The sequence below is a fragment of the Nostoc sp. NMS8 genome, from assembly GCF_017115045.1.
In the GTDB taxonomy this organism is placed as follows: domain Bacteria; phylum Cyanobacteriota; class Cyanobacteriia; order Cyanobacteriales; family Nostocaceae; genus Nostoc.
In genome coordinates, this window is record NZ_JABXKK010000020.1 from 1 (window position 1) to 18,302 (window position 18,302).

The window sequence follows — 18,302 nt, forward strand, 5'->3', positions numbered from 1 at the left end:
ATCAAAACCTACGCTCTTATGGCGTTATTGCTGCTTAATTTTGTCCGAAGTATTGATACCAGCAATTGATTATTATTATCACTTAGCTTCATATATTAAGCGATCGCTTATCCACCGACTGCTTTTGACCACACCCGCTATAGACTGATTAAAAAATATCGGATGGATCGGCAGTTTGGAGTTTGCGAATCGAGAATGCTGCTGAAACGCAACACATTGTTGCTGTCAAAGCCAATACAAAAGCAGCACGTCCGATCGTCATTGCCATCGGCAATAATGTAGCTTGACGAGTTATTTGATAAAAACCAAGAGAAAGCACCAAACCAGGGAAAAAGCCCATTGCTGCCAGGATTAATGCTTCTTGAAAGACTACAGAAAGGAGATAATTATTATCAAAGCCGATCGCTTTGAGGGTAGCATACTCTGATAAATGGTCAGATACATCGCTGTAGAGAATCTGGTAGACAATCACCGCACCGACGATAAAACCAATTACAGCACCTAGATCGAAAACATAGCCCACAGGTGTACTCGCATTCCAAAAACCCTGCTCTCGTTCGATGAACTCCTGCTTTGACAGCACTCGTACATCGTCTGGCAGTCCTGCCTTCAAATTTTTCATCACCTGTGTTAAATTAGCTCCTGGTTCTAATTGAATCACACCTAACTCAATCAGACCTTTTTCTCGCCGTCGACCAAATAGACGTAGGAAGTTGAGATCGCTGGTAATCAAATGACCGTTAACTCCAAAAGATGTACCTAGCTCAAATAAGCCAACTACTTCTACCTCACGATTTTCGATCTCAGTTTTGAAGGACCCAGTTTGTTGGAACATTTGAGGAATTGGCCCAAATTCTTTCCGCGCCCCTTTATCAAACATGACAGTATCAGGAAATTTCAGCTTGTCTAGATTGGCCTCTACAGAAGGTAGCTTCATCACATTGCCATCTGGGTTAAAGCCAATGATAAACATATTCCAAATCTGCTTATTGACTGGATTCTTCCACTGAACGTAGTCCAAATAAATGGGAATAACTGCTCGCACACCCGTGTAGCCAAGTGCCTGATATAAACGCCGTTCTGTAAATTTATCTCTAGAAATTAACGATCTGTAGCGATCGCTAATTAAAAAAACATCACCTTTTAAACTAGTTTGAATCTCTACCGCACCTTCAAATAAAGCACTGCGAAATCCCAACTGTAAAAACATGAGGACATCAGCAAAAGTAATACCAGCGATCGCCACCAGCATCCTCGCTTTCTCTCTCGATAATTGCAGCCAAGCTAAAGGAATTCGTCGTCTCATAAAAAGATAGCTACCTTGACCTTCATATTCGTAAACCCAGCTACCTTCTGACTATCTGTTGGACTTAAGCGAATTTTCACTTCAACAACACGAGAATCAATATTGGCAGCCGGATCGGTATTCAAAACATCTTTTTTCGCAACTTCCAATCCTAGTTCGTCCACCACACCTCGTAATGTTTCAGTTAGAGAACCACCGCTGACATTAGTAATTGTGGCTTGCTGACCTTTGTGGACTTTTGGCAAATCGCTTTCATAGACTTCGGCGATCGCATACATTTGGTTGGTTTGTCCCAGTGAGACAATACCTTTATTGCTATCAACAATCTCGCCTTCCCATGTGTGGATCTTCAAAATCTGTCCTGATCTAGATGCCCGTACATAGGCGAGATCCAACTCTGCCTGAGCCTGTTTTACTATAGCCTTAGCGTTGTTAACCTCGGTTTGCGCTACTCGGACATCTATCGGACGGACTTCAGCAATGCGATCGAGTGTAGCTTGAGCTTCTTTGACTTGTTGAGTGAATATGGCAGTAGTTTGGTAAAAATTGATTTTAGCTTCCTTCAGTTGTTGAATAACAGTCTGAATAATCAAGCGTTTGCTATCACGCAACGAAGCAGAGACAGCACCATCTTCATAAAGCAACTGGTAACGTTGATATTCGAGTTGGGCATTTTCAGCCTCCGCCTCTAGACGTGTAACAGTTGCTTTTTTCGCTGCGGTATCTTCACGTAGCTGCACTTCAAGTCTTGCAATCACTGCCTTTTGAGCCTGAATTTCACCAATTTTGGCACCAGTTCTAACTTGATCCAATTGGGCTTGGGTAACTGCTACTCGTTGCATTGCTTGCTCTACAGCAGCTTGGAGACGAGGACGTGAATCCAAAATAGCGATTACCTGTTTCTTTTGTACCCAGTCTCCTTGCTTCACTAATAATTGATCGATTCGGCTACCTTGACTCGAAGCAGTTAGCTGAATAACTTCTCCTTTTGGTTCCAGTCGTCCTAAGGCTGTAACTGCCTTGATTGGGGGATCTGTAGCTAGGGGAACAGATGATGATTCGAGATTAGGCTTTAAGTGTAAAATGTTGGAAATAATCCTGAGGCTAGTAATGCTGGCGATTAAAGCGAGAATTGCGATCGCTATATATGTCCACGTAAATTTAGAGGATTTTTCAAAAGCCTTCATTATTACCTTTTAGAAGTGAGTTTGTTCACCTACGCTCACGAAAAAACAACATTCTAGCCTGATTAATCCGACAATTTACCAACTAAAGATTACATATCACCTTGAAAACGCTCTCTTACAGAGCTTTTCAAGTAATTAAACTACAAAACTTTCCATCTCAGTCGTAGGCTATGCTGCTTGTTGCCCAACCTCAGATAATATCTCTGAAAGCTTTACTTTCTGCCCAGAAGAAGGAACTATCAAAGTTTCCGAATCAAAATGTATCCGAGGTGTTTTTATAATTAATGAAAGTGCTGTTAAGTAAGGAAGTGAAACATATTCATTTCCAAAATTTTGGCGTAAAGCTTGACTAACTAGAGGTGCAAACTGGTGACTCATACTGGGAAAAAGATGATGCTCAACATGGTAGCCAAAATTAAGATGCAAAAAAGCTAATACTGGATTAATTGTGACACTAATTGTATTTTGCAATGGATGATTTACATCAGAGTTAGTCGGACGTAATAAATGTTGTGTAAGAATGTACGACACATAAATAAAGTTTCCCAATAACATCGGCAAGACGATAATATAAAGACTTGCGCGATCGCCAATCATGATTCCAAGTAAAATCCAAAATAAAATCATCAAGATAGTTTCAATTTTCGCTCTCAATCGCTGGAAGCCAAATTTATCTGCTAAATCTGAATCTGTCTTGTAAAACCAGAGTACATATTGTCCCTCAAGGGTGAATAAACAAAAAAAGCCAATGTAACTGAGCCAGTTATGTGTACCCGGAGTAAACATAGCTCTCAACCGAGTTACAGGACTTTTGGAGAACTCTTCAATTGTCCCGACAAAATCAGGATCTCGTTCCCCAAAATTAGTATATCCATGATGGCACTGACAATGCCAAAATTTCCATGTTAATGGTGATATGAGAAATGGAATATATCCCAAATAGCCGAGAAAATATTGCCCAAAATTGGATTGAAAAATTGCTCCATGTAGTGCTTCATGGGCGATAAAACCCCAGATTGTATATATTTGTCCAATGACAATAGATAACAACAAGTAAACATACCAAGGTAGAGAATACTGGATAATAATACCAGAACAAACTATGACAATAGGTATCAACAAAATAGCAGCGATACCCCTCATTGGCTGGGGCTTAAATACATCGCTTGGCAATGATTCTCTAAGCTTAATTCTAATTGCGTGTAATTCCATCTTCTTATTTTTATTCAATCAAAAAATTGTTAATTGTTAACAGATACCAATACGGTTCGGTTAAGGCAAGAGACGCGATAAATCGCCGTCTCTACAAAAAAATGATTATCTCAACAGAGAACCATTTACTTCTCTGTCATCCATGCTATAACATCTGAAATTTGTGTTTTTTCCCCAGAAGAAGGATTTACCAAAGTTTCCGAATCAAAATATATCCGAGGAGTTTTTATTGCTGACAATAGGACTTTGAAGTAAGGAAGGAAAACATATTCATCAGCAAAATGTTCGCGTAAAACTTGACTAACTAGGGGAGCAAATCTTGGACTCATACTAGGAAAAAGATGATGTTCTACGTGATAACCACCATTAAGATGAATAAAATCGATTATCGGATGTGTCGTGACGCTGATTGTGTTCCGCAGTGGGTTATTTACATCGGAGTTGGTAGGGCGTAAAAAATGTTGTGTGACAATGTATGTCACATGAGAAAAGTTTGCTATTGCCATCGGCAAAATGATGATATAAAGACTTGCTTGAGCGCCAATGATAACACCAAGAAAAAACCAAAATAAAATCATCAAAATAGTTTCAATCTTGGCTCTCAATCGATTGAATCCAAATTTACGTGCCAAATCTGAATCTTTCTCGTAAAACCAAAGCACGTATTGTCCTTGAAGTGTCAAACCAAAAAAAAAGCCGATGTAGCTTATCCAGTTTTGTATCCCTGGATTAAACATGGCTCTCAAACGAGTTATAGGACTTTTAGAAAATGCCTCAATTGTTCCAACAAAATCGGGATCTCGTTCGACAAAATTAGTGTATCCATGATGACACTGACAATGCCAAAATTTCCATGTTAATGGTGATATTAAAAATGATGTATATCCCAGATAACCAAGGAAATACTGACCAAAACTTGATTGAAAAATCGAACCATGTAGTGCCTCGTGTCCAATGAAATCCCAGATTAAATATATTTGACCAATAATAATTGATATCAGCAGACATAAATACCAAGGTGGAGAATAATGGATAATCAACCAGGAAAAACCTATGAGAACAGGTATCAAGACAATAGCAACTATACCTCTCATGGGTTGAAGTTGAAAGACATCACTGCTTAAGGATTCTCGAACCTTATTTCTAATCAGATGTAATTCCATATTGTGGCTCCTATGTAATTAAAAAGTTACTATCTTGAGTTTGAATTTGACTTAATTAAATGCCTGAATTACATGTGGATAGATTGCCCAGCGTCAATGAGAAGAATACTACCATTGATGCGTTTAACTTCTTCTCGCAAAAGATAGGAAACCATATCAGCAACATCTTCGGGCATACAAAGTTTGTTACCGAGTGAAATAGATTCCCAATAAGGAATTAGCTTCTCACTCTCAGGCCATTTATTAATTAGTTCACCGTATACGGGACCAGAACTAATACAGTTAACTTGTATGTTATATGGCTCGAATTCCATAGCGAGATATCGCGTTAATGCCTCTACCGCAGCTTTAATAGTAGCCATACAGCCAAAATAAGGAATGTAACGATGAGCCGCATTTGTAGAAAGAGTAATAATTTTTCCACCTCCTTGCTTCTTCATCAACTTAGCAGCACGTAGCGCTCCCTGGTGAAGTCCAATTACATTCGTATGAAATGCTTTTTCTAAATGTTCTACTTTAATCTCTTCTAAGGGAGCAAGCATTCCGTTAGAAGCATTGCTGATAAAAAAGTCAAGTTTGCCAAATTCAGCCTCAATTTTGTCAAAAAGTTGATGAAGTTGTGTTTCGTTAGCCACAGATCCCCAAATATGAATAGCCTTACCACCATTGGCTATAATCTCAGCCGCAGTTTCTTCTCCCATTGCAGTGGAGTGAAAAGAATTAACAATAACAGTCGCACCCAATTCAGCTAGATGGTGAGCAATAACTTTACCCAAACCTCTTCCAGAACCAGTGATTAAGGCAATTTTGTGAGCTAATGGTTTGTTATTTTCATGATATGGCGATGATGTTAATGATTTTACTTGTTCATTAACAACAGATAAGGGTGATTGTGCAGTTTTTCCATTGCCATTAAGTTGGGGTAAAGACAATTCAACTTTCACAGGAAAATCGTTGCTGCTAGGAGAAGCAGGTACAACAAACTGGCTAATGGCAACAGCAACATCAGAGATAGTGAGTAGTTGTTGTTGAGAAATATTCAACTGAGTCAATGATGGTAATTTGTAGTGTTCTCTAAGGACAGAAAATACTTCTCCGAGTTTGACGGAATCAATACCTAAATCTTCTTCTAAAGAAGCCTGTGCTTCTAAAATTTCCAGTGGATAACGAGTAACTTCAGCAAAGACACGTTGCACATTAGTCAATACAGATGTTAAATCGGAGGTAGTAGGTGATGAAATTGGCTCTAACAGATGATTAGGAGTTGATGCAGATTCGCTCAAAGCAGGTACAACAAACTGGCTAATGGCAACAGCAACATCAGAGATAGTGAGTAGTTGTTGTTGAGAAATATTCAACTGAGTCAATGATGGTAATTTGTAGTGTTCTCTAAGGACAGAAAATACTTCTCCGAGTTTGACGGAATCAATACCTAAATCTTCTTCTAAAGAAGCCTGTGCTTCTAAAATTTCCAGTGGATAACGAGTAACTTCAGCAAAAACACGTTGCACATTAGTCAATACAGATGTTAAATCGGAGTTAGTAGGTGATGACTGAAGATTTTGGATCAACATGATAATTCCCCTAGTAGTTGAATGTATTTATGAAGTGAGGTATTTAATTAACTGTCGATTTTATCCATTACTAACCCTGGCGACTAGAAGTTGGGGCTATACCGATAAAATCTATCTCCGTGGGTTAAAGACCCTTCATTTTGTGTTAGTTTATGGAGGTGAATTTGTTTATGTAGTAGCGAATTATCTTCGCCAAATACTTTTAAAACATCTCCTAGCTGAGGATCGAAATCAAAAGCCACCATGCTTAATACTAGATTTGGCATGATGCTGAATGCAGCATGGGGAGCAAAGGTAGATTTTGCATAACTAAACTGAAGTTTTAAAATGTGTAGTTGGGAATTAAATTCTCTCTCTGGCAAATGTTTTGAGATAGTAAATAAAGACGGATAAATCTTTACTTCTAAGTTACAGAAATCGCAAATGTTATTTATTGGCGATCTACCTGTTTTCAGGTATGACTCTTTGAGCGTCCACAGGAGTGTATATAGCTGAGAAATGCTTAAGTCATCCTTTATTTGCTCCTGCACCCATAGTATTTCCTGTTTCGAGAAATAGGATTCGTAAAAATCTGGGCGGCGAAAAATAGGCTCCTCCACATCTAAGCCGACAGGCCCAGAACAACTAAGGCTAGCGATCGCCCAACCACCAGCATGAGTAATGGAAAGATATACTGTGCAAAGAATATTGCCTTGCCAGAATAACTGTGACGCTCCTTTTAAGCTAGGGTTAGACGGTAATACTTCAATAGAGCGATACACAAGCGGTAACACTGTCGCAATATCATTGCATCCAAATTTCTGGATGGTTGGCGGCCAAACAAAGTTGGAGTTTGCAAGGTGAGTATTGCTCAGATAGCGGCTAAATAATAATTTGCACACAAGTCTGGCAGTGAACCACTCATGACGCCGCCTTGAATGCTTAAATTGATGAAAATGAGCTAGTTCTTTTGGGGATAAATAGTCTTCAGCATGGATAGCTAAATCAGCACCGATATCAATGTCTATGGCAGCAATCATCGGAAGACATTTAGCGAATTCAGGTAAGTAAGTAGTTGATGGTGGCATGAGTGAGTTTTTTACAAAGGCATCATCTTGATTTCAGGTTTGATTTTTATAGTCGAGCCAGTTGTGTACTTTTTTGCAAACCGATCGCTTCCTCCATCAAAACCAGAACGCGATCGCTTGCATCCATCACTTGCAGCCAATCGCAATAAAGCGTCTCCCCAGTCTTGTGAGAGTTAGAACCAACAAGAAATAAATCTTGATGCAGTTGATTGAGTTTCCAATCATTCAAATTCGGTGTCAGAGTAATTTTTTTCCATCCTTGAGGTACAAAGACTGCTCTGGGATCGTTAGTGTCGCCGCTGCTGGTTGCTACTCGCAACATCGCATCAATTAAAATTGCAGGTGTGCAAAAATCAGATGTTAAACGTAGTTGAGTTGTATTCTTTAATCGGAACTTAGCCCGTCTGCGATTAGCTCCAATCACAATATTGTTAATACAATCAAACATACCTTTGAGCCTCACGGGAGAGCTAGGGTTCATATACGGCTCTTGAATCATCTCTCCCTCAAACCCGTTCCAGGTACCATAACGACCTACTATCGGTTGGGTATTTGCAGCTAGCTGTATATCCATTTCACAATGAACACAATCTTTTTGTAATAAAGTTCCATTCTTGTGAATAAAATCTGATAGTAACTTGACGTGGATGACAGTTTCATGATTGTTTTCTGTAACAATAATTGCCTGGGTTTTGAGTAAGATTTCTTGCTCGTTGAAAAATTTGATAAATCTCGAAAATTTACTGTTTTCAATGGCAATTAGTTGCAGGTTTGGTCTAAGTGCTTGTGCTGCTTGTGCTGCTAACTCTTGTTCAAATGTTGCTGGCATGGTGGGAACATCATTTACAAGATGGTCTAACAGATAAGGAGCGGTTTCAATGCTCACATACCACTGCCGTTCATCGGTAAATTTCTGACTGTTTACAACCTGCTCTTGATGGGGAATTAAAATATTTTTCTCTGTTTCATTCGCTAGCTTATTTTCAATTTTTGCAAAACAATTGTTAGAGGTTGGAGATAGATTATTTTCGGCTGTAACTACATCAATTTGATAGTAGTTTTTCTCGCCCTCAGTTAATAGCACATTGATAGGTGCAGTAGCTTGTCCATTCAGTAGCAGAGAAAAAAGTTGTTGTCCTTCTTCAGCCTGGATTGCATGAAGTCCTCGTTCTTGAGACAGCACAGCATATTCCGAACCACGGGTCATACCAATACCTGCCCAACCCAGCCAAGCGATAGTTGACCAACTACCAGCCAGAACAGAACTATCCATGTAGGCTGCAAAGCGATTCATAAATTCATTAGCAGCCCCATAGTCTGGTTGACCATCGTTACCAATGTAGCTAAATGCAGAGGTCAATAAATGGAAGTGAACTTTGTTATTTGGAGCATACTGACGACAAGCATTGTACAGATTTTTCAAACCAGAAAGTTTTGTAGCAAGAATCCGTTGAAATTCAGTAAATGTACGCTTGGGCAATAGTTTAGATGTTTGAATGCCAGCCCCATGAACTACGAGGTCAATTCGTCCATAAGTTTTGACTACTTTTGCTACTACCTGATTTACAGCTTCCACATCAGTGATATTGACATTGATATATTCAAACCGACCGGGCAATCCTGACAGATGTTTGAGGGTATGATGAAGTTCGCGGGCGGCCTGATAATACTCTATCTGGGCTTTGAGTGCTGGCATTTTTTGCGAGCGTAGGCGTAGCCCGCCGTAGGCATCGCGCATCAATTGTTCTTGGTAAAATTGACTCTCATACTGGGCAAAGTCAGCTTCATCTAGTTCCAAAACCTCGGTAGGCACAGATTTGAGGTCAGTACGACCCAATAACAAAACGGTGCAGCCAAAGCGTTGCAGTACTTCTTCCATTAAAACTGCTGTTACACCCCGTCCACCGCCTGTAGTGATGACAACAGAATTTTTGTTGAGAACCGGAGTCTGGTCTTTAGTTACTTTCGGTAGAGACACCAGTTTGAAAATTTGGCGATCGCCTTGGATGTAAGATACTTCTACCGGCTTACCTGGTTGAGAGTTTAACTCTGTATCTAGCTGTTGCCAAGCATCTATGATACTTGCCGCATCCGTGTTAATACTCTTGCAAATACATTTTGGCAGTTCCCGAGCAACTGATTTGATAAAACCACCTAGCAGACCAGTGTAGGGGCTAAGTTGTTCGGTTTTCCAGGCGTTCAGGCACAGTGTCGCCAGGGCAGTATTTCCAGTTTGTAGCTGGGGGTAAGAGTGGCGGACAACCGCAAACAGTAGGTTAAGCAAGGAGTCCGAATCATCTATTGAGAGCAATTGCTCATCACTGATGGCATCAAGGTTTTTAATCGCCACAATCGTGTCGTAGCGGCTAAAATCTAGTTGTTGAACTGTAGTTTTGATGGCATCCTCAGATGTCAGATCGATTTGGATAGCACCTGCAATCGCTTTGTTGACCGGACAGGCAACTATGTAGTTCAAATCCTTTAGCATCTGAGTTTGAGCTAATGCTGTCCACAAGTCAGGCTGGTCTGTTAAGAATAAAATTTGCCTTTTTTGCAGGGGAAGCGGCACATCGATTTTTTCCACAGCAGCTGGAAACAGAGAGGGCGTATAGAAATGGGTGGGCGTTTGATATAAAGTTTGAGAATTAATATCCTGTGTCCCTAAATATTGTTCGTTTGAGGTTTGTTCAGGAGCAGGGAAAGGCGAGAAAGTTATTTGTCCCTGACTTGCGGAATTCCACTGAACTGCAACTACCTCACGGTTTTGACTAACACGCTCTACAGCTCGTGCAATTTCCACAACCCCAGTAGCTCCGTAAAAATCTATGGGAATGGTTGACCCCGCTACTTCAACAATAGATTTCTGAATTCCAGATGTATTCACATCCAAGGTAGATAAAATGGGGAATCCGTGAGACTGTGCTATCTCAATTGTCGTTAGTGCTAACATACAGGCTGCTTCTCCTGTAAGCATATCCTTACCACCTGAAGTATGTGCCCCATGACCAACATAGCCATTGATGCTGCCAGCTAAAATGAGGTCACAGTCGTTACTCATCAGCATCAACTCTGCGATACGTAAGGCTTCTAGTAAGGAATCAATGCCTGCATCAATGACTATGTTAGGCCCGTTGAAATTAAACAGGTTACACACTTGACCAGCAGTAATATTAGGCATTGAACCAATCAAGGTATATGGAGATGAGGGGAGATTGGCTTGCTCGATGGCAGTAAATAGCTTTTGACAAAGACGCTCAAAATCAATATCTGATTGTGAGAAATGTGCAGGCTTGGACTGTAAAAGCCTCCGCAGCCGATCTAGAAACAGACGCTCGTTGGCGGTAATGCCTCGACCAGTTTTCCCAGGCATCCCAATTACAACTCCGGTTTTACTTTGCAGAGCTAATGCTTTTTCTCCCAGACCTCGGAGTGCTTTTTCAGTCGCCATCACACTGAGATACTGACTGGCATCCATGCGATCTGTCACATCAGGCAATAGCCGTCGCTTGACTGGCAATTGCAGTGCCTCTCGCGCAAACCCCTTGACTTGAACATCCGGGACTGAATTTTCTTGTAGCCCCTTTAATGACGGAAATAAAGTGCCAATTCCTACTAAGGCTAGTGGCCTACGTACAGAATGAGTATTCGGTCTATAACTTTGACAAAACTGCTGATGGTAACTAGCATCATAAGCTTCAATAATTAAGTTGGCGTTAGTACCTCCAAAGCCAAAGCCATTTACTGCTGCACGGCGGGGCTGTCCAGCAATGTTATTTGGCCATGGCAGTGCTGTTGTCGGGATGGCTAAGGAGGAACCTTGAAGTTCAATATCTTTATTGGGTGATTGGTAGTTATACTGAGGTGGAATAGTTTGGGCTTTTAAAGCTTGGCAAACTTTGATAATCGAAGCTGTTCCAGCTACCCAACCAGTATGACCAATCAAAGCTTTGACACTACCTAAATAAATTGGCGGTAAATTTGCTTCTCGTTTGTCGAACACTTCAGACAGCGACTTAAACTCTGTACCATCGCCAACTGGTGTAGCGGTTGCATGGGCTTCAATGTACTGAATCGTATTCGGATTTATCTGGGCGTTCTCACAAGCTCGCTGACATGCTAAAACTTGACCGACTTTAGTGGGTACATTCACAGCAGCACTCTTACCATCACTTGATGTACCAACACCCCGGATGATGCCGTGGATGTGGTCTCCAGCAGCGATCGCATCAGGTAAGCGTTTGAGTGCTAAGATAGCAGCTCCTTCGCTGAAAACTACTCCATCTGCGGTAGCATCGAAGGGACGGCTACCTGTGGCAGAAAGACCTTTGAACTGAGCAAATAGACAGTTCATTGCTACTCCCGGTGCGAATACACCCCCCGATAGTACTAGGTCGCTTTCATGGTTTTGTAGTAGTTTGATTCCGACATCAATGGTGTAAAGGGAAGAAGCACAGGCTGCATCTAAGAGTAAGGTTTTTACATGATTACCTAAAAATTTCTGGACTACACGCTTGTAACAGAGGTCAGGTGCGAGAAATTCGTGTTCTCTGCTTTTACGACCTAGCAGGGTTTGTAGGGAATTGGTAAAAGCCGCACGCAACTGCTCTGGTTCGTCGAGTTGCTCAACGAAGTACTTTAAGCTTTCAGCAAACAGAGCTTCATCGTACTCTTTGATGCCGTCAGCCGTAGAGCCAAGGAGACAATGCACTTTTTTGGTAGTAGATACTTGCTGATGAATGGGATTGAGACACTGAGCTAATGCTTTGGCAAGTAGCTGCTGCCCTCTTGTCAACTTGTTGAATTCTTCCAGGCTATACGGTATACCTTTTTCATATTCCACCTGATTGATTCTGCCACTGAGTAAAGTGTAGGTTTTCTCAGCAATAACAGATCCATCAGACATAAAGTCTGCTCTTAAGAAGGGATCGATGAGGCTTAAATCGACAATTCCGCTGACTCCATCTTGAATATTTCGCCAGTATTCTTCCGGGCTATCTGCTCCAGGTAGCAAACAACCCATAGAAACAATAGCAATGGGAACGTTAGTAACAAGAGTGTCTGAGTTTGATGATAATGCTGTGGAGCTAAAAGTCGTTACTTCCCCATGCTCCATTTCCCATTCTCCATACCCAAAAGCTTCATCCACAACGGGACTGAGTTTTTCATTAACTTCTGGTGTAGGCTGTGGATGAGATAACTGCCCAGAATATGCCTGTAGAATGTGCTGCAATCCTTGAATTATATTTTGATCGGGAGACATCACAGACTGGGCGATCGCTTCTGACTCAGATGGCAAGTTCTTTTGCACTAACTTTGTCAATACTCTGCTTGCACCGCACTCGATAAACGAATGGACGCCTTGTTGCTGGAGTACTTTCACAGCTTGAGAGAAGTTAACGACTTGGATGAAATGTGCAGCTAGAGTTTGGGGGAAATCAGTATTTACAGTGTAAAAAGCTTTATTTATGGGTGAATATACTGGGATTTTTGGTGCTTGAAACGAGAAGTGCTGTAAACTTGAGCGGAAAGATTCAACTGCTGGAGTTAATAAATCTGAGTGGAAAGGGTATCGGCTTTTGAGAAAAGTGCAAGCAATACCTTGGCGAACTAGCTCAGATTCAACCTGCTGGAGTTCTGTATGGATTCCAGACAAGACAATTTGCTGTGGATGGTTGATCACCGCTACTGTTAAAGCAGTTTTCTGAATGGCGTTAAAAAGTTCCGTTAACCGTTCCGCACCGCAGGCGATCGCCATCATACCACCAATATTGCTGGCAAAATTACGTAGAACTTGTATCCGTTGGCATACGATTTCGACGCTTGTCTCAAAGTTAAAAACACCGCCAATCGTCAAGGCGGTTAATTCTCCAAAGCTATGGCCGACCAAAATATCTGGGTGCAGTCCTTGCTCAATCAAAAGTTCGGCAATGATGATATTTGTCAATAAAATGCCTATTTGATCGAGGTCTGGACATTGTTGCAGCAAAAACTCATGTTCATCATTGGACTGAGCTTGGATCAATGTTAAAAAGGAATAACCCAAGTAACGTTGAGTTAATTCATCAGCCTTAGTAAAGAGCGATCTTTTAGCAGGATAGTTCTGATACAAAGTTTGTAAATTTTGGTAATCATAAGCTCCCTGACCGGGGAATGTGAAGACTATTTTATTTTGAGCTAAAGGATTTACTTTTGTAATATTGACTTTATCTAATCTTAAAACATAAGTATCTACAATCTGCACTCCCGAAGGATCGTTAGCTAGATTCCGACTGGTTATGAGTTTACCTAATTCACAAACTTCTGGTGTGAAAATCTTCTTAATTTCCTTTCCACCTGCTACTACTTTTTCTGCAAATGGCGGATCTACCAACCGCTCAATTAGACCAAAGTTTTGCATCACATAATCAACTAGTACAGGCGGAATAGGAATCAGTTCACCTGTGATTCTGCAAGTGAATACAAGCACCTGATATCCACAACAAACAGGTGTTCCATCTTCACGAATCACCCGAAAACACAATCGAGTAGTAGACCTTGTTGGCTCATCAAAAGTTAGAAGAATAGCTACACGCTCACCCAGTCCTACAGGCGCCATATTCCGGCTGTATCCTTGCTGGGTTAGAATTACAACATCTTGAAAAGTTTCTTTATCAAACAGTCCACCGAAAAAGAAGTGTTCCCGTGCAATACACTGAAATCGAAAGTTAGTCAGATAATGATGAGAACCATAGGCCATTGTGTCTTCAAAATGAATCTGATACGGAACAGCTATGTAGCTCATGTCTAACTCCTTTTAAAGCTTTACCGATCGAAAATCTAAACAAGTATTTGAAAACTGACAGTTTTGTTCAACATCATCATTAGTCAAAAGAAGGATTACTACAATCATCTTGATTTCTAAATTTGCTTTGACTAAAAACTATCATTCTTTTCCAAATAAATAGATGAGGCGATGCCCATGACAAAATATCCGGCATAGCACTAAGAAAAACTTGCACGGCAGAAATTGAAATTATAGTAAACTTGGATATATTAATAGCTTTATTGCCTAGCTAATCACATCAGGGATTATATGGAACTTATGAATATTTGAATCTGAACCTAAATATGTAAATATTTATTAAAATAATCCTTAATAAATATTTGCATACTTTACAGAATAATTATTTTATGTATCCAAATAAGAGACTTCTAAAGAATAATTTATTCAATAAGTAGGGACACTTCAGTTGCGGGGGTCTGATGAAAAGATGCTGGAATTTAAAGCGCTGGCTGTAACGCATCGGCACGTTATCAAGAATTACTTGAATGTCAGTGTCTCGCAAAAACTGACTCCAGTGGCGTTCCCGCTTCAGGTTGCCGAAGGCATCGCACAGAAGTTACTTGCAAAAATTGATTTGAAACTTGATTACGTCGGTCGGTTGAGTAAGCGTGAAAATCGAGAGTGCGTTTACCAAGCAGACGGGTATACGTCTGTGGTGTGCGATTGGTTGGCGGTGGTTTAGGTCATTTACAAAGCTCACGCCTATTAATCACAGAGATTGGAGAGAAGCATAAATGACGCTCATGTTGCCTATCTCACAAAACCAACAAAATCATCCCGCAGATATGCAACGCCTAAATTATTTTTTAAAACTTGAGTATTTCGCAATTATAGTTGTCGGGAAAAGGTTCTATTTCCCAGACTATGCTTTCTCCTGCTTCTAACGCAACTTCTACGTAGAGTTGTTCTACAGCCGTTGTGGCTACATCTTCGTTATTGGGAAAAGGCTGTAAATCTTCGGTAAGTAAGCGGAGTTTAAAACCACCGGGAATAGCTGCACCGATCGCGGCATTACGTAATTCAAAACGCCAAATAGTTGCATCTGGCTCACTTTGTGGTATAATTAAAAGCTCGTAGATTTGACCTGCGATCGCCAACCGACGAGAGAGAATAGTACTTGGTTGTGTGCCTTCCACACCCCGCGCCCCGGCAGCACTGAGTTGTAAATCAAAGCTTCCCCAACCAACAGCCTCAGCAACTTGAGAAACACCTGTTTGCAACCATTGGAGAACTGACCACTGTTCTGGTAATCCTAGGCGCCGTTGATATAAGTTTTGTCGCCAACCACCATGTTGAATTAATCCACCCCACAGTTGAAAAGGGATTTCTTGTCGGGGTGTAAGTATTTCCGGGTTTCCCAGACGGGCAATTAAATTTTCTGCCTGTTGTGGCGATAAGCTCGGAATCTCTCCAATAGGGCTACGAGTGGGTTCTTCTGGACACAGTTGACGCGCCGTAGCTAAAACGCTGATGTCGTTGATTATATCAGTAGCATCGAGGGAATAAGTGCGATCGCTGGCATCATAACTGCCTTGAGTTTTCAGTTTTTCATGGCTACAATAACCCCAAACCCTGACATAGCCTTCATCTGGTTCGACTTGCACAGCTAAATAATAATCACCTACCCAACTAGGAATATCCACCCATTCTTGGGGGACTCGCAATTCACTCAAATCAATTGCTTCACTAGGAACTAAGACTAATCTTGTTTCATCAAGGGTGAGTGCAATTCCATTAACCAGTTCCCAGAAGCTGGGTAAAGCAGTGGTAGTTGGCCAAACTTTTGTCTGTGGTGTCCAGTCTTCTTGCAACCATAGTAAGATAGCACCCAGGCAAAGTTGATTAATATAAGCTTGATAACGAGAACTAGCATTAGAAAAAGCTTGGCTGTGTAAATCTGCTTGGTTTTGGGTAGTTGTAGGGATTTCCAAAACCATATCTGTTGGGTTAGTGAAAGTAAATACAGTAGTCATAGGGATTGGGGATTGGGGTTGAGGTTCTAAGTTCAGCTTTGCGTAAAATCGTTGCGAATTGAGGGTTGAAATTTAAACGCAAAGGGGCGCAAAGGTAAACGCAAAGGAGCGCAGAGAATTCACTACGAATTAATGAAATGTTGTAAGTAGCTAGATTAACGAGGTTTTGAGGTGGATGAACGAGGTTTTAACTCCTCTTGTCCCCACTCCCCAGTTATCCACCATAGTAATTTTTCAACCATTCCTCCATTAGTATGTTTATACTCTTGAGTAGGTCTGAAGTAACGGAAATATGCAAACTATCTTTACTCCAATTAGCTAAAAAGCGTAACAAAGTTTCTTGGGCTTTTTTTAGTCGCCGCGAGACAGTATATTGCTGTATTTGTAATTGTTTGGCAATTTGGTCTTGAGTTAGTTCTTTAGCATAATAAAGTTGCAAAATTTCTTGTACTTGCGGTTCAAGTTGAGCGATCGCAGCCACTAAAACTTTGTTAATCTCAGTTTGTTGAAAGTTTCTTGTTTGTTCTTCTTCTTGGACAAGAATTTCATTAATTAGAGATTCTTGTTGTGTTCCGGGAATATTATCAAGCCACTCCCACGAATCATCGCTCCCTTTAGGGATATTGAGAGAGTCAACGGGAAAATAACGATAGCGGCGTGCGGCTTTAGCAGCAGTTAAAAGCCACTTTTCTATGGTTTGGGAATTGACTTGCTGACCACTTTGTGAATTATAAGCTTTAGCGATCGCCTCCCAAATCTCGTTGTCTGGTTGAGCAATTTGGCGAGAAGTACCTTTTTGTGTTGGGATATATATACTTTTGAAACAGTTCCAAGCAAGGACGTAATCGTTAATATTCTTTAGCAACAAACCTGCATTTTGTAAAGACTCCACCAAAAATTTTTTAGTGATTTTTCGTAATAATCCCCAATCTGTACAAATATCAATTTCACGATTTTGACGTAAATTTTCCCGAATAGCACTGCTAAAGAGGGCAGTAGCGTAGTTTTTTAAAATAAAGCCTCGATCTGGATTAAATCCTTTGAGGACTTTATCAACTTGAGCGATCGCAATCTGAAAACAGTCTGATAGCTTGTACTGAGTACTCGCAAAACTGTTAACTGTTTTTTGGGATGCCCAATAACAGGATTCTTGCAAGTAAGCTGCCAGATGCTGTTTAGCCAGTAGCTTCGTTTCAGATATAAGCCAAAATTTATACCAGTATAAAATCCAAAAATGTTCCGAAGTTTCTTGAGACGGGCGGTTGAGACAACTTTGCATACTGCGACGTAGCTTTGATTCCGTCGCCCAACCACTGAAGCGATCGGCGTCAAATTGCACAAAAGTTGAAAAAATTTCAATAATGCTTTGTCGAGGATGCATAAAAAATTGTCACCCAACCTATAGAAAGACTGAAAGCGTTAAAGGACGCCTACACAAACTTTACTACAAGGTGTGAGGATTATATTTCGACTTCAATGAAATATTTTATACTTAGCCAACTAGTAATCGTGTCTACTTATCAATAAGTTACAAAAACAATTACGAATAATAGAGTGTGACTAAAATGTTGAAACGTTCTTTGAGTATTATTGCTGCTAGTAGCATTTTAACTACTGCTTTAATCAATCCTGCTTTAGCTGTACCTGCTGACTTTATTGGTACTTGGGTAAATAAAGATGCCAATACTTCTAATATTACTCGTTTAGTAATTACCTCAGGTGGTAGCAATAAATTAAATATTCAGGTGTATGGCAAATGTCATCCTAGTGATTGTGATTGGGGAACTGCACCATTACTTACCTATGGTATTAATGTCCAAGATACTAATCATAAATATGCAACAGCCAACTATAATAAAGGGTTTGCAAATTCCTTCCTAACCTTGGGATCTGCTCGTCAAGAATTACTGTTGCAAGGCTATACGCAGTTTTTAGATAATAGCAGGGTTAGCGCGTCTCAAACCCTATTGACAGGGGGATTATGGCAGAGGTACTGA

Annotated in this window: 11 protein-coding genes; 2 read left to right on the plus strand and 9 right to left on the minus strand. The window is 40.6% G+C overall.

Annotation, left to right across the window (positions count from 1 at the left end):
* Nucleotides 1-148: 148 nt before the first annotated feature.
* The 7 genes from devC to HWQ39_RS02225 all read right to left on the minus strand — a co-directional run bounded on the left by devC (nt 149) and on the right by HWQ39_RS02225 (nt 14,290).
* Nucleotides 149-1,306, minus strand: a complete 1,158-nt coding sequence (gene devC, locus HWQ39_RS02195) for an ABC transporter permease DevC (protein ID WP_292840927.1) — start codon at nt 1,304-1,306, stop codon at nt 149-151.
* On the minus strand, nt 1,303-2,493 hold the full coding sequence (locus HWQ39_RS02200; RefSeq protein ID WP_292840930.1) for an ABC exporter membrane fusion protein: 1,191 nt from the start codon (nt 2,491-2,493) through the stop codon (nt 1,303-1,305). Before HWQ39_RS02200 ends, devC begins: the two co-directional genes overlap by 4 nt.
* Before the next feature lie 168 nt (nt 2,494-2,661).
* Nucleotides 2,662-3,705, minus strand: a complete 1,044-nt coding sequence (locus HWQ39_RS02205) for an acyl-CoA desaturase (protein WP_292840933.1) — start codon at nt 3,703-3,705, stop codon at nt 2,662-2,664.
* Nucleotides 3,706-3,830: 125 nt separating this feature from the next.
* Nucleotides 3,831-4,868: a fatty acid desaturase gene (locus HWQ39_RS02210; protein WP_292840936.1), complete on the minus strand. Its 1,038-nt coding sequence runs from the start codon at nt 4,866-4,868 to the stop codon at nt 3,831-3,833.
* A 68-nt stretch (nt 4,869-4,936) separates the two neighbouring features.
* Entirely contained in the window at nt 4,937-6,442 is a 1,506-nt protein-coding gene (locus HWQ39_RS02215) for an SDR family oxidoreductase (protein ID WP_292840939.1), read from the minus strand.
* Nucleotides 6,443-6,525: 83 nt separating this feature from the next.
* The gene (locus tag HWQ39_RS02220) at nt 6,526-7,509 is read right to left on the minus strand and encodes a 4'-phosphopantetheinyl transferase superfamily protein (protein ID WP_292840942.1); all 984 of its coding nucleotides are present in this window, start codon (nt 7,507-7,509) and stop codon (nt 6,526-6,528) included.
* A 46-nt stretch (nt 7,510-7,555) separates the two neighbouring features.
* Nucleotides 7,556-14,290, minus strand: a complete 6,735-nt coding sequence (locus tag HWQ39_RS02225) for a type I polyketide synthase (protein WP_292840945.1) — start codon at nt 14,288-14,290, stop codon at nt 7,556-7,558.
* A gap of 448 nt (nt 14,291-14,738) precedes the next feature.
* Here HWQ39_RS02225 and HWQ39_RS02230 point away from each other — a divergent pair, with 448 nt between their 5' ends.
* Nucleotides 14,739-15,014: a hypothetical protein gene (locus tag HWQ39_RS02230; RefSeq protein WP_292840948.1), complete on the plus strand. Its 276-nt coding sequence runs from the start codon at nt 14,739-14,741 to the stop codon at nt 15,012-15,014.
* A 124-nt stretch (nt 15,015-15,138) separates the two neighbouring features.
* On the opposite strand, the gene HWQ39_RS02235 is transcribed toward HWQ39_RS02230, so the two are convergent.
* On the minus strand, nt 15,139-16,305 hold the full coding sequence (locus HWQ39_RS02235; protein WP_292840951.1) for a DUF1822 family protein: 1,167 nt from the start codon (nt 16,303-16,305) through the stop codon (nt 15,139-15,141).
* Between the two features lie 214 nt (nt 16,306-16,519).
* On the minus strand, nt 16,520-17,686 hold the full coding sequence (locus HWQ39_RS02240) for a sigma-70 family RNA polymerase sigma factor (protein ID WP_292840954.1): 1,167 nt from the start codon (nt 17,684-17,686) through the stop codon (nt 16,520-16,522).
* Between the two features lie 184 nt (nt 17,687-17,870).
* On the opposite strand from HWQ39_RS02240, the gene HWQ39_RS02245 reads away from it, so the two are divergent.
* Nucleotides 17,871-18,302 (plus strand): hypothetical protein, encoded by a 432-nt coding sequence (locus HWQ39_RS02245; RefSeq protein WP_292840957.1) that lies wholly within the window; start codon nt 17,871-17,873, stop codon nt 18,300-18,302.